This window comes from Aeromicrobium sp. Root236 (assembly GCF_001428805.1).
Lineage (GTDB): Bacteria > Actinomycetota > Actinomycetes > Propionibacteriales > Nocardioidaceae > Aeromicrobium.
The window spans coordinates 1,372,603-1,393,950 of sequence record NZ_LMIS01000001.1 but is presented as its reverse complement, the minus strand read 5'-3'; the positions used below and the strand labels follow the sequence as shown (position 1 = coordinate 1,393,950).

Here is a 21,348-nt window from a genome sequence, read left to right as displayed (position 1 = left end):
GGTTGATCTCAACCTTGGGTTGCCCAGCGGTTGGCCAGCAGCTGGTGGCTGGGCGTGTCGTCGAGGGACTCCATCGACTCGTAGATCCGCTCGTACGACGTCTCGGCGATCCGCCATCCGTCCGCCTCGCGCCGATAGCGGTCGCGGTAGTAGCCGGCGCCGCGGATCAGCATCTTGAAGTCGGTCGCGATGACGGTGTCCTCGAACCCCCACGACCCTTCGGCGGTGTCACCGTCGACGTCGATCTCCGGGTGGTGAGCCACGTGCACCGTGATGATGCCGTTGGACAGCTTCTCGCTCATGAACCCGACGATCGCGTCACGGCCCTCGAGCGCGTCGAGCTCGCCGTACACCTTGGTGCCGTAGCGGCCGACGGCATCAGCGGTGAACGTGTCGGCGAACTCGTCCCAGAGCTTGAGGTCGAGCGACCGGAAGTAGCGGTACTTCAGCCGGCGAATGTCTTCGAGCGCTTCCAGGTCCATCCCGGAAGCATCCCAGCGCCCGTGCGCGAAAACAAGAACCCGTTCTAGTTCTGCCGCTTTCCTCACGCCTTAGGGTGTGCAGATGTCATCAGCCGCGGGGGAGACGGTCGACTCCCGATCGCGCCTGCTCCGCGCCGGCTGGGGCGGAGCGCTCGCGGCCGGCGCTGCCCTCGCGTTGGCGCTCGTCTATCAGCAGATCGACGTCTACTTCACGATCGGCGGTGACTCCGTCGTCCCGACACACGCGGAGAAAGCCAGGTACGTGTGGACCGCCACGGCCGGCCTTTCGGCCGTGGTGCTGAGCCTCGTGCTCGCCTTGATCGTCCCGAGCGGCCGCCGGGCCTGGTGGAGCGCGGCCGGCATCGTCGTCATGGTGATCGTGGCAGGGGTGTTCGCCGTGCCGCACGACCGATGGCGCCCGGAAGCGCCGACCTACGAGCCACCGACCAGCTACACGCCCTGCTACAGCGGCAGCCAGGACTGCGGCGCAGGAGGCTGAGTCCTGGGCTCCGCTGTCAGGCGGCGTATCGCACGTGGACGAGGAATGTGGCGAGGTCGTGTTCGGCGTCGGAGGGTGCGTGGTTGACACGTTGTTTCTGCGATCACCGGCGAAACCCCGGTCGCAAGGGCCGAACGCGGCGCCATCCGGTTCATGCCACCTGTGCCGCGCCGGCCGCGCTGACAGAATGCTCGGAACGAAGAATGGAGCGCTTTCGTGCGGCGACGCTGGATGGATTCATGGCTGGGAATCGACCCACTGGTTCCCGGCTCCCGCATACGCAACAAGGTCTTCTATGACCAGCGTTTGGGCTGCAGCTCCACGTACGCCAACGTGGTGGCCGCGGCACTCTTCCTGCTCTGTGTGCCCGTGGTGACGCTCGTCGTCGTGCTCAGGGACATCCGGCCTGGCGAGGCTCCGTGGTGGTTGATGATCGTCCCGGTCGTGTCCCTCGCCATCTGCGCACTCGACGTGCTCGGAACAACGCTCCTGGTCCGGAGGCTCAAGCGAAGGCAGGACCAGTCGGAGCTCTCCTAGGTCCGCACATCACGGGGGCCCCCGGACCTACAGCACCAGCAGGAGGACCCCGGCGATCAGGGCGACGTCGCCGGCGACCATCATCGGGAGGCCGTTGCCGCGGGCGACCTCGCCGGGGGCGAGCACCTGGCGGCGGGACGCGACGAATCGCAGGACGCCGAGCACCGAGGCGACGGCACCGAGGGCGATGAGGCAGATGGCGAGGGCAGTCATGGCGACATGGTGGCACGGGCCGACCGGTCGGGCAGGCATACCGGCAGACTGACCGGGTGAACGCCTTCCTCGCCATCGTCGCGATCCTGGGCGTCTCGGCGTCGGGGCCGCTGATGGCGGGGGCGAACGCTCCGGCGCTGGCGATCGGGTTCTGGCGCAACGCGCTCGGCACGGCTGCCGTCGCACCGTTCGCCGCGCGGACGATCCGGCGCGAGCTGACCGGCCTGGGCCGCGAGGGCTGGTACGCCACGGCGTTCGCGGGCGTGATGCTGGCGGTGCACTTCGCGACCTGGGTCAGCGCGCTCAAGATGACGTCGGTCGCGGCCGCCACGGCGATGGTCAGCATGCAGGTCGTGTTCGTCGTCGTGATCGACCTGCTGCGCGGCACCCGCACGCCACCCGCAGTCGTCGCCGGGGTCTCGATCGCGGTCGTCGGCGTGTTGGTCATCACCGGCGTCGACTTCTCGCTGTCGGCGCGAGCCGTCGCGGGCGACCTGCTGGCGCTGGTCGGCGGGTTGACCGCGGCGCTCTACCTGATGGCCGGCAGCCGGGTGCGCGAGACCGTGTCGACGACGTCCTACACCGTCGTCTGCTACAGCATCTGCGCCGTCACTCTGGCGGTGTCGTGCCTCGTCGCGCAGGTCGAGATGATCGACTTCTCGGGCCGCACGTGGCTGGCGATCGTCGGTGTCACGATCTGCGCGCAGCTCCTCGGGCACTCGGTGCTCAACCACCTGCTGGCGGTCATGAGTCCCGGCCTGATCTCGCTCCTGCTGCTGTTCGAGGTGCCGGGCGCGGCGATCCTGGCCGGCATCTTCCTCGACCAGACGCCCCCGGCCGGCGTGTACGTCGGGCTCGCACTGATCCTCGCCGGACTGGTCGTCGTGGTCGTACGCCGCCCGCCGCCAGAGGAAGTCCTGCCCGACTAAGTTAACGGTGGGTAACGAACGTCACCCCTCGCAGCGGACGACAGACGATTGGCCCGTCGGTACAGTCAGCAGGTCAACGCCGGCAACATTTGAGGAGCCCCGCGATGGGTCGTCTTGTCCGTACCGAAGGCCTGACCGAGATCCAGGAAGAGATCCTGAAGACGGTCCGTCAGTTCGTCGAGAAGGAGATCATTCCGGTCGCGACGGAGCTGGAGCACAAGGACGAGTACCCCACCGACATCGTCGAGGGTCTCAAGGAGCTGGGCATCTTCGGGATCATGATCCCCGAGGAGTACGGCGGACTCGGCGAGTCGCTGCTGACGTACGCACTGGTGGTCGAGGAGATCGCCCGCGGCTGGATGAGCGTGTCGGGCGTCATCAACACGCACTTCATCCTGGCCTACCTGCTCCGCCAGCACGGCACGGACGAGCAGAAGCAGAAGTACCTGCCCAAGATGGCCACGGGCGAGGTCCGTGGTGCGTTCTCCATGTCCGAGCCTGCGCTCGGCTCCGACGTCGCGGCGATCAAGACCAAGGCGACCAAGACCGACGACGGCTACGAGATCACCGGCCAGAAGATGTGGCTGACCAACGGCGGCTCGTCCAACCTCGTCGCAGTGCTGTGCAAGACCGACGAGGGCGACGACAGCGTCTACAAGAACATGACGACGTTCCTGGTCGAGAAGGAGCCGGGCTTCGGCGAGACGGCTCAGGGCGTCACGATCCCGGGCAAGATCGAGAAGATGGGCTACAAGGGCATCGACACGACCGAGATGATCCTGGAGAAGCACAAGATCTCGGCCGACCAGGTCCTCGGCGGCAAGCCCGGCCAGGGCTTCTACCAGATGATGGACGGCGTCGAGGTCGGCCGCGTCAACGTCGGCGCCCGTGCCGTCGGCATCGCCAACCGGGCGTTCGAGCTCGGCATCGCGTACGCCCAGCAGCGCGAGACATTCGGCAAGCCCATCGCCCAGCACCAGGCGATCCTGTTCCGCCTGGCCGAGATGGCGACCAAGGTCGAGGCGTCGCACGCGATGGTCGTGCGCGCGGCACGCGGCAAGGACTCCGGTGAGCGCAACGACGTCGAGGCCGGCATGGCCAAGATGCTCGCCGCCGAGTACTGCAACGAGGTGGTGCAGGACTCGTTCCGCATCCACGGCGGCTACGGTTACTCCAAGGAGTACGAGATCGAACGCCTCTACCGCGAGGCCGCGTTCATGCTCATCGGTGAGGGCACCTCCGACATCCAGAAGATGATCATCGGCCGCAGCCTTCTCAAGGACTACAAGCTCTAGGAGCAAGCCATGGCAGAGATCTTCTCGCTCGAGTACCCGCAGTCGCTCGGCGTGTTCGACAAGTACGCCGACGCGCAAAAGGCCGTCGACTACCTCTCGGACAACGAGTTCCCGGTCGAGAACGTGCTGATCGTCGGCACGGAGCTCAAGCAGGTCGAGCGCGTGACGGGCCGTCTGACGTGGGGCCGCGTGCTGATGGCCGGCGCCGGATCGGGCCTGTGGCTGGGCCTGTTCGTGGGCATCGTGGTCTCGGCGTTCTCCGAGGGCAGCAGCTTCTTGGCCACCGTTGCGGGGTGCGCCGTCATCGGCATCGTCTTCAGCGTGGTGTTCGCGGCCCTCGGCTACGGAGCCACCCGCGGCCAGCGCGACTTCAGCTCGGTGCAGAAGGTCGTGGCGACCAAGTACGAGGTGCTCGTCGAGCACAAGTTCCTCGCCCAAGGCCAGGAGCTGCTCGCAAAGCTGCCCGGCCGCGACCCGTTCGCCGTATGACGACGAAGACCAATCCCGGCAACTTCTTCGAGGACTTCGAGGTCGGCCAGGTCCTCCGGCACGCGACTCCGCGCACCGTCACCGAGGGCGATCGCGCGGCGTACGGTGCGATCTACCCGACCCGCTTCGCAGTGCCCTCGTCGGCGGAGTTCGCCGCTTCGGTCGGCCTGAGCCCGGCTCCCGTCGAGGAGCTCATCGCGTTCCACATCGCGTTCGGCAAGACGGTCCCCGACGTCTCGCTCAACGCCGTGGCCAACCTCGGCTATGCCGAGTGCCGCTTCCATCGCTCGGTCGTGCCTGGCGACACGATCGCGACGCAGTCGGAGGTCATCGGCCTCAAGCAGAACTCCAACGGCAAGACCGGGGTCGTCTACGTACGTTCGACGGCCACCAACCAGCGCGACGAGGTCGTGCTCGACTGGGCGCGTTGGGTCATGGTGCACAAACGTCATCTCGAGGCGCCCGCGCCCGAGACCGTGGTGCCGGACCTCGCGCCGGCCGTCGCTGCCGCCGACCTGGTGGTGCCGGCCGGGCTCGACTTCACGACGTACGACTTCGAGGCCGCGGGGGAGTCGCACCGCTTCGGCGACTACGAGGTCGGCGAGAAGATCGACCACGTCGACGGTGTCACGCTCACCGATCCGGAGCACATGCTCGCGACGCGGCTGTGGCAGAACACCGCCAAGGTGCACTTCAACACCGAGGCGCGGCCCGACGGCAACCGGCTCGTCTACGGCGGCCATGTGATCTCGCTGGCCCGCGCGCTGTCGTTCAACGGCCTCGCCAACGCGCAGCTCATCGCGGCGATCAACGCCGGCGCGCACGTGTCACCGGCCTTCGCCGGCGACACGGTCTATGCGTGGTCCGAGGTGCTCGACAAGGCCGACACAGCGGCACCGGGCGTCGGCGCGCTGCGCCTGCGGCTCGTGGCGACGAAGGGCCGTGACGAGTCCATGACCCTGCGGGGTGAGGACCAGAAGTACGCACCCGGTGTGCTGCTCGACCTGGATGTCTGGGCCCTTGTCCCGCACTGACGAGGTCGAGGACCAGCTCTGGCTGGTGCGCCACGGCGAGACGGAGTGGAGCCGCAGCGGCCAGCACACGTCCACGACCGACCTGCCGCTGACCGACAAGGGCGAGGCCGCTGCTCGTACGCTCGTGGGCCCGCTGTCCGGCATCGACTTCGTGCACGTCATGTCGAGCCCGCGCCGGCGCGCGATCCACACCGCCGAGCTGGCCGGATTCGCCGACCCGGAGGTCGACGAGGACCTCGCCGAGTGGGCGTACGGCGACTACGAGGGGCTGACGACCGCCGAGATCCGCAAGACCGTCCCGGACTGGAGCGTCTGGACGCACCCGTCGCCCGGCGGGGAGACCGCCGAGCAGGTGGCCGAGCGCCTCGACCGCGTCGTGGCGCGGGCACGCGCGGCCGACGGCAAGACCCTCGTCTTCGCGCACGGGCACTCCCTGCGCGCGCTTGCCGCACGCTGGCTGGGTCTCGACGTGTCCGAAGGACGGCTGTTCGCGCTCGACACCTCGACGATCTCCGTGCTCGGCGTCGACCGCGGCACTCAGGTCGTACGCCAGTGGAACTGCCTGCCCTGAGTAGCCTGACCTCGTGAAGATCGACCTCCACACCCACAGCGACCGTTCCGACGGCACCGACACCCCGACCCAGCTCGTCGAGAACGCCAAGGCGGCCGGCCTCGACGTCGTCGCCATCACGGATCACGACTCCACCGAGGGGTGGAAGGAGGCCGACAAGGCCGCCAAGCGGGTCGGCATCACGCTGGTCCACGGCATCGAGATCTCGACCAAGCTCGGCGGCAAGAGCGTGCACCTCCTGGGCTACGGGTTCGATCCCAAGGACAAGCCCCTCCTGCGCGAGCTCCGCAAGGTCATCGACGGCCGCAACTCCCGCCTGCCGGCGACCCTCGAGCGGCTGCGGGGCCTCGGCATCGACATCACCGCCCACGACGTACGCGTGAGGTCGACGAACGCCGCGGCGACGGGGCGCCCGCACGTCGCGGACGCGCTGATCGACCTCGGCGTCGTGCAGGACCGCAACGAGGCGTTCGAGCGCTACCTCAAGCCCGGCCGGCCCGCGTACGTCGACCGCTACGCCGCGGACCTGCCCACCGCGATCGGACTGCTCAAGGCTGCCGGCGGCAAGGCCGTCCTGGCCCACCCGTGGTCACGAGGCAGCCACCGGGTGCTGACCCGCGACCGGATCGGCACGCTCAAGGAGCAGGGCCTCGACGGGCTCGAGGTCGACCACAACGACCACGGCGCGGAGGATCGCGCCGCCCTGCGGCAGATCGCCCGCGACCTCGGCCTCGTGCGTACGGGCTCCAGCGACTATCACGGCACCGGCAAGATCGACTTCCCGCTGGGCCGCAACCTCACCGAGCCCGAGCAGTACCGCCGCCTCTTCGGCCTCTAGCCCGCCGAGATGTGGATCGAGATGCACCACCGATCGCCCCGCAGTGGTGCATTGGGATCCACATCTCGGAGCGGGGTCTAGCCCGTGGCGCCGAACTGCTCGACCCGCACGATGTCGCTGGGCACGCCGGCCTCGCCGAGGCTGCGGCCGACGAAGCTGACGAACCCGGCCGAGCCGCAGACGTACGCCCGCTCGATGCCCTTGGACAGCTCGGCCAGCTCGTCGGGATAGATGTGCGCGGCGACGCGATCGCCGTGGTTCTCCCGGGTCAGCGCGATGAACGCGCCGAACTCCTCGAGCTCCTCGATGTAGGGCAGCCGCTCGCGGGTCTGGGCCGAGGCGACGATCGTCAGGTGCGACGCGGTGCCCATGCGGCGGGCGTAGCGGAGCATCGAGATGAACGGCACGACGCCGGAGCCGCCGGCGACGCACAACGACGGGACCTCGCCGCCCCACACGAACCAGCGGCCGATCGGACCACGCAGCTCGAGCTCGTCGCCCGCCTCGACGACGTCGTGCAGGAACCCCGACACCTCACCGCGGGGCAGGCACTCCACCATCAGCTCGATCAGCGGGTCGGCGGGGTCCGACGCCAGGGAGTAGGACCGCTGGGCGGTGTAGCCGTCAGGCGCGCGCAGGCGTACGACGTAGTGCTGGCCGGGCACGTGGTCGTGCCGGTCGGCGACCTCGATCCGGAGCCGGACGTACGTCTCGCCGAACCGCTCGACCTCGCGGACCGTTCCGGTCGTCCACGAGCTCGCGATGGCTTCGGTCATGCGTCGCCCTGGTAGCGCTGCTCCAGCCACGGGTCGCCGCGGTCGTGGTAGCCGTTGCGCTCCCAGAAGCCCTGCTCGTCGTGGTCCATCAGCTCGATACGGGTGATCCACTTGGCCGACTTCCAGAAGTACAGGTGCGGCACGAGCAGGCGTACGGGACCGCCGTGCTCCGGCGCGAGCGGCTTGCCGTCGAACTCCCAGACGATCCACGCCTTGCCGCCGGTGATGTCGTCGAGCGGCAGGTTGGTGTTGTACCCCGTCGTCGAGGTCGCCATGACGTGCGTGGCCTCGGGCTTCGGCTTCGCGATCTCGAGCAACGCGTCGACGCTGACGCCGGCGAACGTGGTGTCGAACTTGGTCCACGTCGTCACGCAGTGGATGTCGCCGAAGTAGGACGACGAGGGCAGTGCATGGATGCCACGCCAGTCCCACGTCGTCGGCTTCTCGACGAGGCCGTCGACCGTCATGGTCCACGTCTCAAGGTCGATCGTCGGGGTGAGCTCGGCGGTGAGCACCGGCCAGGTGGCGCCGGTGTCGTACTGGCCGGGTGGCAGCCGGGTGTCGCCGCCGCGACGGGCACCGCCGGTGAATCCACGGGTGAAGTTGGCCATCAGGTGTTCTCCTTCAGGAACGGCAACCAGGCATCGAGCAGCGCTTGAGGATTCTCGACGGCGGGGGAGTGGGCGGCGCCCTCGACGACGTGGACGTCGGTGCCGAGCCGCCCGGCCATCGCCGCCTGGACGTCATGGGGCCACGCGTCGTCGTCGGCGCCTCGCCCGACCCAGAAGGGCAAGCCGGTCGCGGCGACCTCGTCGATGATGTCGGGCGCGTCGATCAGGTGCTGGGTGATCGCCTTGAGCGACGCCGGGGCGTTGGAGGTGAAGCGCTTGTCGAGGAACTCCGCGATGTCCGGTGCCAGCGTGGGATCGGAGGGCAGCGCTGCGCGGATCTCCGCAAGCGTCATGACGCCGAGCGCCTGCACGAGCGGGGTGAGCGGTGGCCGGCCCGGAGTCTCGCCGAGGGCGCCCGGGCCGGTGCAGAGCAGGCTCAGGCTGTGCCACGCGGACGGGTCGGCGACGGCGGCCTGCTGCGCGACGAGGCCGCCGAACGAGTGCCCGAGGAGGTGCGAACGGGCGGCGTCGGAGGCCATGCCCCTGAGCGCCAGGGCATCCGCGGCGAAGCCGTCCAGCGTGTAGTCGTCGTCGGGAGCGCCGGGCGTCTCGTACTGGCCACGTTGGTCGTATGCCGTGGCGTTGAACCCCGCGGCGGCCAGCAACGGCAGGAAGGCGGTGAAGTCCTCCTTGGAGCCGGTCCAGCCCGGGACCAGCAGGACGTGCCCGACGGCCCCGTCCGTGCGTACGGTGTGCGCTGCGAAGTTGCCGCGGCCGGTCTCGATCGTGACCGCGTGCACCCCCGGCGGGAGCACCAACGACCGTGGAGTGCTCATGTCACCGGCCGCGCTTCGCGATCCGCGTGACGAGCCCCTTCGGCATGTACTGCGCCAGCGCGGCCAGCACCTTGTAGCGGAAGGACGGGATCGACACGGACTTGCCCTTGTCGAGGTCCTTGAGCGACGTCGTGACGACCTTGTCGGCCTTGAGCCACATCCACTTCGGCACGCCAGAGACGTCCATCTCGCCGCGCTGGTGGAACTCCGTGCGGACGAAGCCGGGGCAGAGGGCCTGGACCGAGATGTTGACGTCGGCGTAGTGGATGTCGGCCCACTGCGACAGGTTGAGGAGCCAGGCCTTGTGGGCGGAGTAGACGCCGCGAGGGGTGAACGCCGCGACGCTCGAGACGTTGATGATCTGCCCACCGCCGCGGCCGGCCATGGTCTTGATCGCCGCGTCCATGAGGTGCATCGGCGCGCGCACGAGGAGGTCCAGCTGACGGTCCTCGTCGCTGATGTCGGTCGTGCCGAACCACCCGGCCAACGAGGCCCCCGCGTTGTTGACCAGCAGGTCGACCGGTCGGGTCGTGTCGGTGAGCTTGTTGACGGTCGCACGTACGCCCTCGGTGGTCGACAGGTCGGCCGTCACGACGTCGACCTCGACGCGGTGCTTGCTGCGCATCTGCGTCGCAAGGGCCTCCAGGCGCTCGGTCGTCCGGGCCACGATCACGAGGTCGTAGCCGCGCCGGGCCAGCTCCTTGGCGAACGCGTTGCCGATTCCTGAGGTTGCCCCGGTCACCAGCGCGCGACGTGTCATGGAGCAAGCATGCCAAACGCCTCAGCGCGCGAACGGCGAGGTCAGGCGACGTGATGACACAATGGCGACCGTGACGACGACTATCGCAGTGGCGAACCAGAAGGGTGGCGTCGCCAAGACCACGACAGTGGTGTCGCTCGGCGCCGCGCTGACCGAGCTCAAGCAGCGGGTCCTGCTCGTCGACGTGGATCCGCAGGGCAGCCTGACGTTCTCGCTCGGCATCGATCCCGAGGACCTCGACGTCACGGTCGCGGAGGTCCTGCTGGGCACCCGGCAGGCCGAGGACGCGATCGTCATCACCGACGACGGCATGCACCTGCTGCCGGCCAACATCACGCTGACCCAGGCCGAGGAGAGCCTCCTCGGCCGCACGGGCCGGGAGCAGCGCCTCCGGGTCGCGCTCGACAAGGTCGCCGACGACTACGACTGGATCCTGATCGACTGCCCGCCGACGCTCGGCATCCTCACGGTCGGCGCGCTGTCGGCGGCACAGAAGGTGCTGATCCCGCTGCAGGCCGAGACCCTGTCACACCGAGGCGTCGGTCAGCTGCTCGACACGATCCACGACGTACGCCAGTTCATCAACCCGTCGCTCGAGATCATGGGCGTCCTGCCCACGATGTACGACGGCCGCACCAAGCACGCGCAGAACGTGCTCGCGGCGATCCGAGAGACGTACGAGCTGCCGGTCGTGACGCCGCCGATCCCCAAGACGATCCGGTTCGCCGAGGCACCCGCGATCGGCCGCTCGGTGCTCTCCACCGCGCGGACGCACAAGGGCGCCGAGGCCTACCGCCAGGTTGCCGCCGGCATGCTCGCCGGCAACAAGAAGAAGTAGGTCCCGACGCCCAGGCGTCAGACCGCCTCGAGCAGCTCCGCCTGCTCGCGGGCGTGCCGCTGCACGGCCTTGCGATCAGGCAGGAACACCGTCGCGGCCGCCGACAGCAGGTAGCCGCCGGCTGCCCACCACGACGCCTCGACGAACCCGTCCCGCAGTCCGGCCTCGGTGAACGCGTCGCCGACGACGTGGAAGAACACCGCGCCGACGATCGCGATGCCGAGCGCGGAGCCGAGCTGCTGGAACGTGCTGTAGGTGCCGGATGCGGCACCGGCGTCGTCGGTCGACACCGTCGCGAGGGCGATGTCGATCAGCGGGACGACGAGCATGCCGAGGCCGGTCCCGGCCACCAGCAACGGCGGCGTGCCGTCCCACGCCCCGAACCCGGCGCCCTGGTCGGACACGACCCGGGCCAGCCACACGATCCCGGCAGCCTGGAGGACCGCGCCGGCGAACAGCACGATCTTGCCCAGCTTGAGGCCGAGCGGAGCCGAGATGCCGACGCCGATGAACGCGCCGAGGCTGAACGGCAGCAGCACCAGACCGGCGTGGACGGCGCTGAACCCGAGGCCGCTCTGGACGTAGATCACGAGGGTCAGGGCGAAGCCGGCCATGGCCGCCGAGCAGGCCGCCTGGGTCACGAGGCCCGCCGCGAAGCCGCGGTTGCCGAACAGGTGCATCGGCAGCAACGAGGACTGTGTGAGCCGTTCGGTACGTCGCTGGTTGGCGACGAACGCGGCGAGGACGACCGCAGCGCCGGCGAACATCGCCCAGATCCACAGCGGCCAGCCCTGCTCGCGGCCCTCGATCAGCGGGAAGACCAGCAGGAACACGCCGATCGTGGCGAGCACGAAGCCGGGCAGGTCGAGGCGGGTCGCCCGCTCCGACACGGTGTTGGGGACGTACCTGAGGGCCAGTGCGATCAGGACGATGCCGACCGGGATGTTGATGAGGAAGATGCTGCGCCAGCCGACGCCGAACGCGTCGTGCGTGATGAGCCAGCCGCCGAGCAGGGGACCGACCACAGCGGCGGTGCCGGAGACCGCGCCGACGATGCCGAAGACGTTCGCACGCTCCTTGGGGGCGTACATGACCTGGACCGTCGACAGCAGCTGCGGCACCATCATCGCCGCGAAGCCACCCTGCACGATGCGGGCGACGACAAGCGTGTCGCCGTTGCCCGAGAGGCACGCCGCGAGCGACGCGAGGGTGAACCCGGCGACGCCGAAGACGAAGACGCGTTGGCGGCCGAAGATGTCGCCGAGACGACCGCCCGTGATCAACAGGACCGCGAACGCCAGGGTGTAGCCGCCCAGGATCCACTCCAGGTGGGCCGGGCTCGCGTCGAGGTCTGAGCGGATGGCCGGCAGGGCGACGTTGACGATCGTCACGTCGAGCAGGTCCATGAACGCGGCGAACATCAGGACGGTCGTCGCGATGGCGCGCTTGGTGGATGGGACAGGGGTGTTCACAGTGTCTCCTTGTGGGTGAGAGACGCTCGCTACCCTGTGCTTGGGGCCGGGGTCGCTTGCGACTCGGTTTCCGATCCCCGGTCGATGCCAGTCGGCCGGGGATCACTGAAATCTCTAGGGGTCGATGCCGAGCAGGTGCCCGAACTCCTCCATGAGCTTGGCGGTGGCCTCCTCGCCGGAGTGCCCTGCGGCGCGCAGCTCGTGGATGCGGCGCCACATCTCGAGACCGCCGAGCCGGTCGTGCTCGATGTCGTCGACGAGCTTCTCGACGAATGTGATCTCCGCCCGGCGCAGCGCCTCGGAGTAGTCGCCCTCGACCATGAAGAGCTCGGGGAACCCCTCGGGAAGGTGCGCCCGCACGCCGTCGTACTGGTTGCTGTCCAAGCGCAGGGCCCGGAGTCGCAGCTTGAGCAGCTCGAGGGCCTCGTCCGGCGGGAGGGCGCCCATCAGGGAGAGGGCGGCCTCGAAGTCGGTGAACTGTGGTGTCGGGTCGCGCAGCATCTCGCTGAGCCACTCCCGCATCGCCGTCGCGCCCTCGTCGGTCAGCTCGTAGACGGTGCGCTCGGGGCGGTTGCCCTCCCGAAGGGTCTCGCGCGCGGCGATCAGTCCCTTCTTGCGCAGCGACTCGACGACGGCGTAGAGCGACCCGTAGTTGAGCCGGATGCTCTCCTCTTTGCTGCGTTGGCGCAGTGTCGAGGACATCTCGTACGGGTGCATGGGCTTCTCGAAGAGCAGCGTCAGCACCGCCAGGGACAAGGCGTTGGCTGGTCGCTTCATGACTCTCCTCAGTAGTACTCGTATGCGAATACTCTAACTAGAGTAATCTGGGTTTGGCAAGTCTCCGGAGTAGCGAGGAGATGCCGATTAGGATGTGAGCGTGTCCAAGCACCGCGCCTCCCATCGCATGGTCCGCCGTCGCGGCCGCGTGGGTGTGCTCGGTCTCGCGATCGGCGTCACGATGGCCGTCGGCGGAGCTGCCGTCGGCATCCTGCCGCAGCTCAAGCCCGATCCTGCTGCCAGGGACGCGCTGGCCTCCGCGCCGACCGCGATCGAGACTGCGAAGGTCGACACCGTCGTGATCCCGACACCGGCGCCCAAGCGTCGTGCTGCGGCCGCCAGCGTCACCGAGGTCGCCGACGTGCCCAAGGTGCCGGCGGGCTCCGGCACGGGCCGGCGCATCGTGTTCGACCAGAGCGACCAGCGGGTCTGGCTCGTCGACGACGGCAGCAAGGTCGCGCGCACCTACCTCGTCTCGGGCAGTCGTTTCGACAACCTGCAGCCGGGGTCCTACACCGTGCAGTCCAAGTCGCGGCACGCCGGCGCGTTCGACGGCAGCGGCTCGATGGAGTACTTCGTACGCTTCGCCACCGGCTACAGCGAGCCGATCGGCTTCCACTCGGTGCCCAAGGACAACTCGGGCAAGCTCGAGCAGACCAAGGCGCAGCTCGGCACGCCGCTGTCGGCCGGGTGCGTACGCCAGTGGCTGCCCGACGCCATCGCGCTGTGGGACTTCGCGCCCGTGGGCACGAAGGTCGTCGTCACCGCGTAACCACCAAGGTCCTTGAGCCTGTCGAGAGGACGTGCCTCCGACGAGCCCAAGGACCCAGTGGTCGCTGGAGTGGAGCTAGTCCGTCTTGGCGACGGGAGCACCGCCGCGCGAACGCGTGCGGTTGCGGTTGCGACGAGGACGCTGGGCGCCGTCGCTCTTCTCGCCGCCTGATGACTGCTGAGCCTTGGCCTCGCCGCCGCGTCCGCCGCGGTCTCCGCCGCTGCGCTCGCCGCCACGCCCGCCACGGTCTCCACCGCTGCGACCGCGTCCGCCGCCGCGCCCGTCGTCCTTCTTGGGCTCACGCGGCGACGGGTCCTTGATGCGACCCTTGACGCCACGGTCGATGCCGAGGTCGTGGAACAAGTGGTCCGACGTCGAGTAGGTCTCCTGCGGCTCGTCGAACGGCAGGCCCAGGGCGGAGTTGATGAGCTTCCAGCGCGTGATGTCGGCCCAGTCGACGAACGTCACGGCGATGCCTGAGGCGCCGGCGCGACCCGTGCGGCCGATGCGGTGGACGTACGTCTTGTCGTCCTCGGGGCAGTTGTAGTTGATGACGTGCGTGATGCCGGCGACGTCGATGCCACGGGCGGCGACGTCGGTCGCGACGAGGATGTTGATCTTGCCCTCGCGGAAGCGCGTCAGCGCCTTCTCGCGGGCCGGCTGAGCCATGTCGCCGTGCAGCGGCGACGCGGGGAAGCCGCGGTCGATCAGCTCGTCGGCGACCCGCTGCGCGGTGCGCTTGGTGCGGGTGAAGACCAGCACCTTGCCGACGTCGTCGGCCTGCAGGATGCGGCCGACGATCTCGGCCTTGTCCATCTCGTGCGCCTGCCAGACGAACTGGGCCGTGGCGGGCACCATCTGGGTGTCCTCGCCGGACTCCGCGCGGATGTTCATGGGGTGGCGCATGTGCTTGCGCGCCAGCCCGACGATCGCACCCGGCATGGTGGCCGAGAACAGCATCGTCTGGCGGGTCTCGGGCGTCTTGGCCAGCAGCGACTCGACGTCGGGCAGGAAGCCCAGGTCGAGCATCTCGTCGGCCTCGTCGAGGACGAGCGACTTGACGTGCGACAGGTCGAGCGCACCGCGGTTGGCGAGGTCGAGCAGACGGCCGGGCGTACCGACGACGATGTCGACGCCCGCCTTGAGCGCGTCGAGCTGCGACTCGTAGGGGACGCCGCCGTAGATCGTCAGGTTGCGGGTGCCGCGCTTCTTGGACGCGATCTCGATGTCGCTGGCGACCTGGATCGCGAGCTCACGCGTGGGGGCGACGATCAGGGCCTGCGGCTTGCCGGCGACGATCTGGTCGTAGTCGGCGTCGTGCGGCGCGACCGTGCGCTGGATGACGGGGATGCCGAACGCCAGCGTCTTGCCGGTGCCGGTGCGCGCCTGGCCGATAAGATCGGTGCCCATGAGGGCGACGCCGAGCGTCATCTCCTGGATCGGGAAAGCTTCTTGGATGCCGACGTCACTCAGTGCGTCGGCGATCTCGGGCATGACGCCCAGATCTTTGAACGTAGTCAGGGTCTTCTCGAATTCTTGAGACTCGTGGGATTTCAGGGTCCAGTCTATCGTCTGGCGCGGCCGGCCTTCCCGCTACGCTGCGAGGCATGGCTTCCAAGAACGATCCGCCGCCCTCCACGTTGGACGATCCGGTCTACCGGACGGGGGTGATCGAGCTGCTGGGCATCCTCGCGTACGGCGAGATCAGCGCCTGTGAACGCCTCGCCGAGGACGCCAAGATGGCGCCGGACCTCAAGACCAAGGTCGAGATCGCGGCAATGGCGACGGCCGAGTTCGGGCACTTCGAGAAGCTGCGCGACCGGCTCGTCCAGCTCGGCGAGGACCCGTACGAGGCGATGCAGGAGTTCGCGACGATCTTCGAGCGGTTCCACCGCCAGACGACGCCGTCGGACTGGCTCGAAGGGCTCGTCAAGGCGTACGTCGGCGACGGCCTGGCGGCCGACTTCTATCGCGAGATCGCGGCCTACCTCGACCCCGAGACCCGGTCGCTCGTGCTCGACACGTTGAGCGGCACGGGCCACTCCGACTTCGTCGTCGACGCCGTGCGCGGTGCGATCGACGAGGACCCGCGAGTCGGCGGGCGGCTCGCCCTGTGGGGCCGGCGGCTGATGGGCGAGGCGCTCAGCCAGGCGCAGACCGTCGTCGCCGAGCGCGATGCGCTGAGCACCGTGCTGGTCGGCGGCGTCGACCATCCCGGCATGGACCTGGCCGGCATCGGCCGGATGTTCACCCGGCTCACCGAGGCCCACGCCGCCCGCATGGAGAAGCTGGGGCTCGCCGCCTGACTGCTGAGCGGTGACCTGGTCGCCCATCGAACGGTTGAGCGGTGAGTGGGTCGCCTTTCAAGCAGCGAGAAAGGCGACCAGGTCACCGCCCCAGGACGTGAAAGGCGACCAGGTCACCGCCCGAGGCTCAGGAACGCCTGAGCTCCGCGGCGCGCTGCTCGAGCTGACGGCGCTCCTGTTCGGTCGGCGCGAGGTCGATCGCCCGCTCGACGGCGATCAGCGCCTCCTCCTGCAGCCCTGCGCGGCTCAGCAGGTCACCACGTGCGGCGGCGACGAGGTAGTGCCCGGCCAGTCGCGAGTCCTCCGCCGCCGACTCCAACGCCGCGAGTCCGGCGAGTGCGCCGTCGCTCATCCCGACGGCCACCGCCCGGTTGAGCGCGATCACCGGCGAGTCGGCGATGCCGAGCAGCTCGTCGTACAGCGCGACGATCGCGGGCCAGTCCGTCCGGTCCGCCGACCGCGCCGTCGCGTGCACCGCGGCGATGTCGGCCTGCACGGCATACGGACCCCGCACGGTCCAGCGGCGACGGAGCAACGCGAGGGCCTCCTCGATCTCGTCGTGGTGCCAGAGCGAACGGTCCTGGTGCTCGAGCGTCACCCGCTCGCCGTCGACCTCGCGGGCATCGCGCCGCGAGTGTTGCAGCAGCATCAGCGCCAGCAGCGCGCGCGTCTCGTCAGAGTCCGGCAGCAGCGCGACGAGCAGCCGGCCGAGCCGGATGGCCTCGTCGGCGAGGGAGCGGACGCTTGTCGCATACCCCTCGGTGAAGACGAGATAGACGACCGCCAGCACGCCGTCGATGCGCTCGGCGAGGTCATCGGTCGGTACGCGGTAGGGGATCCCGGCGTGCGCGATCTTGTTCTTGGCGCGCAGGAGCCGCTGCCCCATCGTGGCCTCCGTGGTGAGGAACGCCCGGCCGATCGCCTCGGTCGGCAGCCCTGAGACGACCTTGAGCGTCAGCGCCACCCGGGCCTCGAGCGCGAGAGCGGGGTGGCAGCACGTGAAGACCAGTCTGAGCCGGTCGTCACCCATCGGCGACGGATCGGCGTAGTCGTCGGTCAGCTCCTCGATCGCGGCCGCCTCCGCCAGCTTGCCCCGTTCGACCTGCACCCGTCGCAGCACGTCGATGGCGCGCCGTCGAGCCGTCGCGGTCAGCCACGCGGCGGGGTTGGCCGGTATGCCGTCACGCGGCCAGGTCAACAGCGCCCGCTCCGCAGCGTCGGACACCACGTCCTCGGCGAGGTCCCAGTCACCGGTCGTACGGATGAGGGAGGCGACGATCCGCAGCCGTTGCTCCGCCAACGCGTCGGCGAGGGCGCGACCGACGTCCTCGCCGGTCACGCCCCCGCCGGCCGGCATGTGCTCAGGCCTCGTCGAACGGCCAGAACGGCCGCAGCTCGATCGTCCCGGCAGCAACCATCGGGTGCGTCGCCGCGATCGCGATGGCCTCGTCGAGGTCGTCGCACTCGAGGACGTCGAAGCCGGCGATCCACTCGCGGCTCTCGGTGAACGGCCCGTCCGTGACGAGCAGCTCACCACCACGGCGGCGGACGGTCGTGGCGGCCTCCGGCGGGCGGAGTCGTTCACCGATCACCCGTTTGCCGGCCGCGTCGTTCCTGGAGACCCAGTCCTCGACCTCGTCAACGGCTGGGTCGGCCGGCCGGTCTGCGGCCTCAGGATCACTGACGACCATCATCAAGTACTTCATGCCTGCTCCTTCGTCGGATTCATCGTCGTACATGAGCACGACGAACGGGACCCCTAGGAATCCGACAGGATCTGCTCGACGACCGTGGATTTCTCGTCGGCGTAGTCCTGGACGTGCTCCCAGTGCTGGCCCGCGAGGCGTTGCTTGGTCGCGAGATAGCGCTCGAACGACGCCGGGTCGGTGCGTAGGCGGTCGCGGAACGTGATCATGCGGTCGTGCTCGGGGGAGCCGGCGGTGAAGACGTGCAGGTTGACCCGGGGGTCGTCCAGCCGCAGGAGCCGATGCTCGTGCCAGCCGGGCTCGCGGAGGTGCAGCACGTAGCCGAGCTGCTCGAGCGCCGGCACGTACGCCTGCTCGTCGGCGCTGTCCACGACGAGCAGGTTGATGTCGATGATCGGCTTGGCCGGCAGCCCCGGCACCGAGGTCGAGCCGACGTGCTCGACCGCCGTGGCGACGGGGCCCAGCGCCGTGCGGATGCCGGTCGCGAGGCCCTCGAACGTCGCGGGCCACTGCGGGTCGTACTCGCGCAGCTCGATCGTGCCGTCGACGCGCGTGGGTGGCAGGAGGTACTCGGTGGCGTCGTCGGCCATCGCCTAGCCCTCGAGCAGGACGCCGGACTGGCGGAACGCCGCCACGAGCTCGTCGACGACGCCGTTGAACTGCTTGACCGCCTTGGCTCGCCCCATGAGGCCGCCGGACATGCCGACGGACGGACGGGTCAGCCGGACGACGGTGCCGGCATCGATCGCGTGCAGCGCCAGGCCGACCTGCAGGTGCGGCGCGAACCCGCCCAGCAGGAGCTGCTTGCCCCGAGTGCCCTTCTCAGCGGTGCCCGACCACTCGTCGTGCCACGTGACGGCGAACCCGCGGCTCTCCAGCGCCTGGACGACGGAGGCCCGAGCGCGTGTCGGGTCGCCGGTGACCGGGATCTCCCGGGTGTCGACGGGTTCGGCCATCGGGATCGACCTACTTCGCAGCGGCGGTGACGGCTTCGCTCGCGGCGAGACCGAAACCGACCTTGCGGCCGAGGTCTGACGTGAAGTCGAGGTAGGCGACCTTGCTGGCTGGGACCGCGACCGTACGACCCTTGGTGTCGGTCAGGGTGAACACGGCGTCGTCCTTCATCGCCGTCTCCAGTGCCTTGAGCACGGCGTCGGGTGTCGACTCGGTTGCCACCGACAGCTCACGGGCGGCGTGCTGCACGCCGATCTTGACCTCCACGGTCACTCATCTCCTTTGATGTCATCTTCGTTGCGGGGGAATCCGCCGATGCCGCGCCAGGCGAGGCCGGCGACGAGCTGGACGGCTTCGCTGCGGGTCAGGCTCGAGTCCTGCGAGAGCCAGTTGCGGGCGCCGACATGACCCATGCCCACGAGGCTGACGGCCAGCAGGTGCGACGCGGCGACCGGCAGGCCGGTGTCCTCGCGGATGACCTCGGCGATCGCGGCGGCAGAGTCCTCGATGACGCGGTCGATCTGCTCGCGTACGGACGGGTCGCTCGTGAGGTCGGACTCGAACACGAGCCGGAACGCGGCGCCCTGGTCGGCGACGTAGTCGTACCAGAGCTCCATCGTCGCCTGGACGCGCTTGCGGTTGTCGGACGTCGACGCGAGAGCGGTCTTGACGCCGTCGATCACGGTGTCGCACGACGTCTCGAGCAGCGCGAGGTAGAGATCGAGCTTGCCGGGGAAGTGCTGGTAGAGCACGGGCTTGGAGACGCCCGCGCGCTCGGCGATCTCATCCATCGACGCGGAGTGGTAGCCCTGCTCGACGAACACCTCGAGCGCGACCTCCAGCAGCTGAGCGCGGCGCGCGGTGCGCGGCAGGCGGCTCGTGCGCGGACGCAGCGGGGTGGTTTCGGTCACGAGCCCCAGCGTAGTCGGTCGTGCCCGACATCCGGACGCCCGCCGGGGGCGTTGGCCGTACGGGGAACAATGGAGCGTGCGGGCGGTGTTATGCCGCCAGAACCGTTTGCAGCTCAGCAAGCACAGAGGAGAACCCGTGGTCGCCCCACTCGTGGAACCCGCCGACGAACTGACCATCGACGAGGTACGCCGCTACAGCCGGCACCTCATCATCCCCGACGTCGGGATGACGGGTCAGAAGCGGCTCAAGAACGCCAAGGTCCTCGTGATCGGCGCCGGCGGCCTCGGCAGCCCGGCGCTGCTCTACCTCGCCGCCGCGGGCGTGGGCACGCTCGGCATCATCGATGACGACGTCGTCGACGAGTCCAACCTGCAGCGCCAGGTCATCCACGGGCAGTCCGACATCGACAAGCCCAAGGTCGACTCGGCTGCGGAGTCGGTCGCGGAGATCAACCCGTACGTCAACGTGATCAAGCACCACGTGCGGCTCGACACCGACAACGTGCTGGAGATCTTCGCCGACTACGACCTGATCCTCGACGGCACCGACAACTTCGCGACGCGCTACCTCGTCAACGACGCTGCGGTGCTGCTCAACAAGCCGTACGTGTGGGGCTCGATCTACCGGTTCGAGGGCCAGGTGTCGGTGTTCTGGGCGCAGGAGGGGCCGCAGTACCGCGACCTCTACCCCGAGCCGCCGCCGCCGGGCATGGTCCCGTCGTGCGCCGAGGGCGGCGTGCTGGGCGTGCTGTGCGCGTCGATCGGCTCGATCATGGTGACCGAGGCGATCAAGCTGATCACCGGCATCGGCGACCCGCTGATCGGCCGGCTGATGGTGTACGACGCGCTCGAGATGCGCTACTCGACGCTCAACATCCGCCGCGACCCGACCGGCCAGCCGATCACCGGGCTGATGGACGACTACGAGGCGTTCTGCGGCGCGATCAGCGAGGAGGCTGCGGACGCGGCCGCCGACTCGACGATCTCGGTGACGACGCTCGACGGCTGGCTCAAGGAGCGCAACGACGGCGGGCGCGACTTCGTGCTGGTCGACGTACGCGAGCCGGGTGAGTACGAGATCAACAAGATCCCGGGCTCGATCCTGATCCCCAAGGGCGAGTTCCTCAACGGCAACGCGCTGGAGCAGCTGCCCGACGACAAGCAGATCGTCCTGCACTGCAAGTCCGGCGTACGTTCGGCCGAGGCGCTCGCGGTGCTCAAGGGTGCCGGCTACAAGGACTCCGTGCACGTGGGCGGCGGCGTCGTCGCCTGGGTCAACCAGATCGACCCCAGCCAGCCCTCGTACTGACCTCCGCTCTCGATGGGCCTGGGGGTCCCCCCACGAGCTCTGCGAGTTGGGCCTGACGTTTCTGTTGCGACACGCCGTGCCGCACCAGCGGAAACGTCAGGCTCAGCGCGTAGGAAAGCCCTATGGATCGTGAGTTCGTCGAGCGGGTGCTCGACCTCGTGGAGCGGATCCCGGTCGGCCGGGCCGTCTCGTACGGCGCGATCGCCGAGCACCTCGCCGCCGGCTACGGTCCGCGCTACGTCGGACGGGTCATGGCGATGGAGGGCCAGGCCGTGCCGTGGTGGCGCGTCGTCCGCGCCGACGGGGCGATGGCTCCGCCGCTGATGCCCGAGGCGCAGCTGCACTGGCTCGAGGAGAGCACACCCGTACGCAACGGCCGGGTCGACATGAAGAACGCCCTGTGGGACTTCGCCGACTGAGTGTCATCCCCGTC

Annotated in this window: 28 protein-coding genes; 13 read left to right on the top strand and 15 right to left on the bottom strand. The window is 69.1% G+C overall.

Annotated features, from left to right (window positions below; all coding sequences use genetic code 11):
• Window positions 1-8: 8 nt before the first annotated feature.
• Window positions 9-482: a nuclear transport factor 2 family protein gene (locus ASE12_RS07020; protein WP_056398693.1), complete on the bottom strand. Its 474-nt coding sequence runs from the start codon at window positions 480-482 to the stop codon at window positions 9-11.
• Window positions 483-564: 82 nt separating this feature from the next.
• Between ASE12_RS07020 and ASE12_RS07015 the strand changes: the two genes are divergently transcribed.
• On the top strand, window positions 565-981 hold the full coding sequence (locus ASE12_RS07015; protein ID WP_056398691.1) for a DUF6234 family protein: 417 nt from the start codon (window positions 565-567) through the stop codon (window positions 979-981).
• Between the two features lie 231 nt (window positions 982-1,212).
• Window positions 1,213-1,518: a hypothetical protein gene (locus ASE12_RS07010; RefSeq protein ID WP_056398689.1), complete on the top strand. Its 306-nt coding sequence runs from the start codon at window positions 1,213-1,215 to the stop codon at window positions 1,516-1,518.
• A gap of 27 nt (window positions 1,519-1,545) precedes the next feature.
• On the opposite strand, the gene ASE12_RS07005 is transcribed toward ASE12_RS07010, so the two are convergent.
• Window positions 1,546-1,731, bottom strand: coding sequence for a hypothetical protein (locus ASE12_RS07005; protein ID WP_056398686.1), 186 nt, complete (start codon window positions 1,729-1,731; stop codon window positions 1,546-1,548).
• Between the two features lie 56 nt (window positions 1,732-1,787).
• On the opposite strand from ASE12_RS07005, the gene ASE12_RS07000 reads away from it, so the two are divergent.
• From ASE12_RS07000 to ASE12_RS06975, 6 genes are all read left to right on the top strand, one after another.
• On the top strand, window positions 1,788-2,660 hold the full coding sequence (locus ASE12_RS07000) for a DMT family transporter (protein WP_056398682.1): 873 nt from the start codon (window positions 1,788-1,790) through the stop codon (window positions 2,658-2,660).
• Window positions 2,661-2,764: 104 nt separating this feature from the next.
• The gene (locus tag ASE12_RS06995) at window positions 2,765-3,955 is read left to right on the top strand and encodes an acyl-CoA dehydrogenase family protein (protein ID WP_056398680.1); all 1,191 of its coding nucleotides are present in this window, start codon (window positions 2,765-2,767) and stop codon (window positions 3,953-3,955) included.
• A gap of 9 nt (window positions 3,956-3,964) precedes the next feature.
• Window positions 3,965-4,444 carry a general stress protein gene (locus tag ASE12_RS06990; protein WP_056398677.1) on the top strand — a complete coding sequence of 160 codons (480 nt, stop codon included), beginning with the start codon at window positions 3,965-3,967 and terminating at the stop codon, window positions 4,442-4,444.
• Window positions 4,441-5,478 carry a MaoC family dehydratase gene (locus tag ASE12_RS06985; protein ID WP_056398673.1) on the top strand — a complete coding sequence of 346 codons (1,038 nt, stop codon included), beginning with the start codon at window positions 4,441-4,443 and terminating at the stop codon, window positions 5,476-5,478. The genes ASE12_RS06990 and ASE12_RS06985 overlap by 4 nt, the downstream gene beginning before the upstream one ends.
• Window positions 5,465-6,049, top strand: a complete 585-nt coding sequence (locus ASE12_RS06980) for a histidine phosphatase family protein (protein WP_235508859.1) — start codon at window positions 5,465-5,467, stop codon at window positions 6,047-6,049. Before ASE12_RS06985 ends, ASE12_RS06980 begins: the two co-directional genes overlap by 14 nt.
• A gap of 13 nt (window positions 6,050-6,062) precedes the next feature.
• Window positions 6,063-6,887 carry a PHP domain-containing protein gene (locus ASE12_RS06975; RefSeq protein WP_056398667.1) on the top strand — a complete coding sequence of 275 codons (825 nt, stop codon included), beginning with the start codon at window positions 6,063-6,065 and terminating at the stop codon, window positions 6,885-6,887.
• Window positions 6,888-6,964: 77 nt separating this feature from the next.
• On the opposite strand, the gene ASE12_RS06970 is transcribed toward ASE12_RS06975, so the two are convergent.
• From ASE12_RS06970 to ASE12_RS06955, 4 genes are read right to left on the bottom strand one after another with little or no spacing between them, the layout of a single operon-like run.
• Window positions 6,965-7,663 carry an FAD-binding oxidoreductase gene (locus ASE12_RS06970; protein WP_082582135.1) on the bottom strand — a complete coding sequence of 233 codons (699 nt, stop codon included), beginning with the start codon at window positions 7,661-7,663 and terminating at the stop codon, window positions 6,965-6,967.
• Window positions 7,660-8,274, bottom strand: a complete 615-nt coding sequence (locus ASE12_RS06965) for a sulfite oxidase-like oxidoreductase (protein ID WP_056398664.1) — start codon at window positions 8,272-8,274, stop codon at window positions 7,660-7,662. Before ASE12_RS06965 ends, ASE12_RS06970 begins: the two co-directional genes overlap by 4 nt.
• Window positions 8,274-9,110, bottom strand: a complete 837-nt coding sequence (locus ASE12_RS06960; RefSeq protein WP_082582134.1) for an alpha/beta fold hydrolase — start codon at window positions 9,108-9,110, stop codon at window positions 8,274-8,276. Before ASE12_RS06960 ends, ASE12_RS06965 begins: the two co-directional genes overlap by 1 nt.
• A gap of 1 nt (window position 9,111) precedes the next feature.
• A complete protein-coding gene (locus ASE12_RS06955; protein ID WP_056398658.1) occupies window positions 9,112-9,870 on the bottom strand; it encodes an SDR family oxidoreductase in 759 nt (252 codons plus the stop codon).
• A 61-nt stretch (window positions 9,871-9,931) separates the two neighbouring features.
• Between ASE12_RS06955 and ASE12_RS06950 the strand changes: the two genes are divergently transcribed.
• Window positions 9,932-10,708, top strand: a complete 777-nt coding sequence (locus ASE12_RS06950; RefSeq protein WP_056398655.1) for a ParA family protein — start codon at window positions 9,932-9,934, stop codon at window positions 10,706-10,708.
• 17 nt (window positions 10,709-10,725) lie between these two features.
• Here ASE12_RS06950 and ASE12_RS06945 read toward each other — a convergent pair whose 3' ends face one another.
• Both ASE12_RS06945 and ASE12_RS06940 read right to left on the bottom strand, forming a co-directional pair.
• Window positions 10,726-12,180, bottom strand: a complete 1,455-nt coding sequence (locus tag ASE12_RS06945) for an MFS transporter (RefSeq protein ID WP_056398652.1) — start codon at window positions 12,178-12,180, stop codon at window positions 10,726-10,728.
• Between the two features lie 114 nt (window positions 12,181-12,294).
• Window positions 12,295-12,957, bottom strand: a complete 663-nt coding sequence (locus ASE12_RS06940) for a PadR family transcriptional regulator (protein WP_056398650.1) — start codon at window positions 12,955-12,957, stop codon at window positions 12,295-12,297.
• 100 nt (window positions 12,958-13,057) lie between these two features.
• Between ASE12_RS06940 and ASE12_RS06935 the strand changes: the two genes are divergently transcribed.
• A complete protein-coding gene (locus tag ASE12_RS06935; protein ID WP_157412839.1) occupies window positions 13,058-13,729 on the top strand; it encodes a L,D-transpeptidase in 672 nt (223 codons plus the stop codon).
• A 75-nt stretch (window positions 13,730-13,804) separates the two neighbouring features.
• Here the strand turns inward: ASE12_RS06935 and ASE12_RS06930 are convergent, their stop codons facing one another.
• Window positions 13,805-15,223, bottom strand: a complete 1,419-nt coding sequence (locus tag ASE12_RS06930; RefSeq protein ID WP_056398645.1) for a DEAD/DEAH box helicase — start codon at window positions 15,221-15,223, stop codon at window positions 13,805-13,807.
• Window positions 15,224-15,336: 113 nt separating this feature from the next.
• On the opposite strand from ASE12_RS06930, the gene ASE12_RS06925 reads away from it, so the two are divergent.
• Window positions 15,337-16,035, top strand: a complete 699-nt coding sequence (locus ASE12_RS06925; RefSeq protein ID WP_056398641.1) for a ferritin-like fold-containing protein — start codon at window positions 15,337-15,339, stop codon at window positions 16,033-16,035.
• A 127-nt stretch (window positions 16,036-16,162) separates the two neighbouring features.
• On the opposite strand, the gene ASE12_RS06920 is transcribed toward ASE12_RS06925, so the two are convergent.
• Genes ASE12_RS06920 through ASE12_RS06895 form a run of 6 tightly spaced genes read right to left on the bottom strand, consistent with a single transcriptional unit; the run spans window position 16,163 to window position 19,615 of the window.
• Window positions 16,163-17,392 (bottom strand): RNA polymerase sigma factor, encoded by a 1,230-nt coding sequence (locus ASE12_RS06920; RefSeq protein WP_056398639.1) that lies wholly within the window; start codon window positions 17,390-17,392, stop codon window positions 16,163-16,165.
• A gap of 4 nt (window positions 17,393-17,396) precedes the next feature.
• Window positions 17,397-17,741, bottom strand: coding sequence for a YciI family protein (locus ASE12_RS06915; RefSeq protein WP_056398636.1), 345 nt, complete (start codon window positions 17,739-17,741; stop codon window positions 17,397-17,399).
• A 53-nt stretch (window positions 17,742-17,794) separates the two neighbouring features.
• Window positions 17,795-18,331, bottom strand: a complete 537-nt coding sequence (locus ASE12_RS06910) for a GrpB family protein (RefSeq protein ID WP_056398634.1) — start codon at window positions 18,329-18,331, stop codon at window positions 17,795-17,797.
• Between the two features lie 3 nt (window positions 18,332-18,334).
• Window positions 18,335-18,697 (bottom strand): hypothetical protein, encoded by a 363-nt coding sequence (locus tag ASE12_RS06905; protein WP_056398632.1) that lies wholly within the window; start codon window positions 18,695-18,697, stop codon window positions 18,335-18,337.
• Window positions 18,698-18,707: 10 nt separating this feature from the next.
• Window positions 18,708-18,968, bottom strand: a complete 261-nt coding sequence (locus ASE12_RS06900; RefSeq protein ID WP_235508858.1) for a DUF3107 domain-containing protein — start codon at window positions 18,966-18,968, stop codon at window positions 18,708-18,710.
• A complete protein-coding gene (locus ASE12_RS06895; RefSeq protein WP_056404603.1) occupies window positions 18,965-19,615 on the bottom strand; it encodes a TetR/AcrR family transcriptional regulator in 651 nt (216 codons plus the stop codon). The genes ASE12_RS06900 and ASE12_RS06895 overlap by 4 nt, the downstream gene beginning before the upstream one ends.
• 127 nt (window positions 19,616-19,742) lie before the next feature.
• On the opposite strand from ASE12_RS06895, the gene moeZ reads away from it, so the two are divergent.
• Together moeZ and ASE12_RS06885 are read left to right on the top strand one after the other, a co-directional pair.
• Window positions 19,743-20,915, top strand: coding sequence for an adenylyltransferase/sulfurtransferase MoeZ (gene moeZ / locus ASE12_RS06890; protein ID WP_056398631.1), 1,173 nt, complete (start codon window positions 19,743-19,745; stop codon window positions 20,913-20,915).
• Between the two features lie 122 nt (window positions 20,916-21,037).
• Window positions 21,038-21,334 carry an MGMT family protein gene (locus tag ASE12_RS06885; protein ID WP_056398629.1) on the top strand — a complete coding sequence of 99 codons (297 nt, stop codon included), beginning with the start codon at window positions 21,038-21,040 and terminating at the stop codon, window positions 21,332-21,334.
• Window positions 21,335-21,348 lie beyond the last annotated feature (14 nt).

What these genes read in the sequence shown, in the direction of transcription:
- ASE12_RS07020 (WP_056398693.1), bottom strand. Translation starts at nt 482, where the DNA reads ATGGACCTGGAAGCGCTCGAAGACATTCGCCGGCTGAAGTACCGCTAC.
- ASE12_RS07015 (WP_056398691.1), top strand. Translation starts at nt 565, where the DNA reads ATGTCATCAGCCGCGGGGGAGACGGTCGACTCCCGATCGCGCCTGCTC.
- ASE12_RS07010 (WP_056398689.1), top strand. Translation starts at nt 1,213, where the DNA reads ATGGATTCATGGCTGGGAATCGACCCACTGGTTCCCGGCTCCCGCATA.
- ASE12_RS07005 (WP_056398686.1), bottom strand. Translation starts at nt 1,731, where the DNA reads ATGACTGCCCTCGCCATCTGCCTCATCGCCCTCGGTGCCGTCGCCTCG.
- ASE12_RS06995 (WP_056398680.1), top strand. Translation starts at nt 2,765, where the DNA reads ATGGGTCGTCTTGTCCGTACCGAAGGCCTGACCGAGATCCAGGAAGAG.
- ASE12_RS06990 (WP_056398677.1), top strand. Translation starts at nt 3,965, where the DNA reads ATGGCAGAGATCTTCTCGCTCGAGTACCCGCAGTCGCTCGGCGTGTTC.
- ASE12_RS06985 (WP_056398673.1), top strand. Translation starts at nt 4,441, where the DNA reads ATGACGACGAAGACCAATCCCGGCAACTTCTTCGAGGACTTCGAGGTC.
- ASE12_RS06970 (WP_082582135.1), bottom strand. Translation starts at nt 7,663, where the DNA reads ATGACCGAAGCCATCGCGAGCTCGTGGACGACCGGAACGGTCCGCGAG.
- ASE12_RS06965 (WP_056398664.1), bottom strand. Translation starts at nt 8,274, where the DNA reads ATGGCCAACTTCACCCGTGGATTCACCGGCGGTGCCCGTCGCGGCGGC.
- ASE12_RS06960 (WP_082582134.1), bottom strand. Translation starts at nt 9,110, where the DNA reads ATGAGCACTCCACGGTCGTTGGTGCTCCCGCCGGGGGTGCACGCGGTC.
- ASE12_RS06955 (WP_056398658.1), bottom strand. Translation starts at nt 9,870, where the DNA reads ATGACACGTCGCGCGCTGGTGACCGGGGCAACCTCAGGAATCGGCAAC.
- ASE12_RS06950 (WP_056398655.1), top strand. Translation starts at nt 9,932, where the DNA reads ATGGCGACCGTGACGACGACTATCGCAGTGGCGAACCAGAAGGGTGGC.
- ASE12_RS06940 (WP_056398650.1), bottom strand. Translation starts at nt 12,957, where the DNA reads ATGAAGCGACCAGCCAACGCCTTGTCCCTGGCGGTGCTGACGCTGCTC.
- ASE12_RS06930 (WP_056398645.1), bottom strand. Translation starts at nt 15,223, where the DNA reads ATGCCCGAGATCGCCGACGCACTGAGTGACGTCGGCATCCAAGAAGCT.
- ASE12_RS06925 (WP_056398641.1), top strand. Translation starts at nt 15,337, where the DNA reads ATGGCTTCCAAGAACGATCCGCCGCCCTCCACGTTGGACGATCCGGTC.
- ASE12_RS06920 (WP_056398639.1), bottom strand. Translation starts at nt 17,392, where the DNA reads ATGCCGGCCGGCGGGGGCGTGACCGGCGAGGACGTCGGTCGCGCCCTC.
- ASE12_RS06915 (WP_056398636.1), bottom strand. Translation starts at nt 17,741, where the DNA reads ATGAAGTACTTGATGATGGTCGTCAGTGATCCTGAGGCCGCAGACCGG.
- ASE12_RS06910 (WP_056398634.1), bottom strand. Translation starts at nt 18,331, where the DNA reads ATGGCCGACGACGCCACCGAGTACCTCCTGCCACCCACGCGCGTCGAC.
- ASE12_RS06905 (WP_056398632.1), bottom strand. Translation starts at nt 18,697, where the DNA reads ATGGCCGAACCCGTCGACACCCGGGAGATCCCGGTCACCGGCGACCCG.
- ASE12_RS06885 (WP_056398629.1), top strand. Translation starts at nt 21,038, where the DNA reads ATGGATCGTGAGTTCGTCGAGCGGGTGCTCGACCTCGTGGAGCGGATC.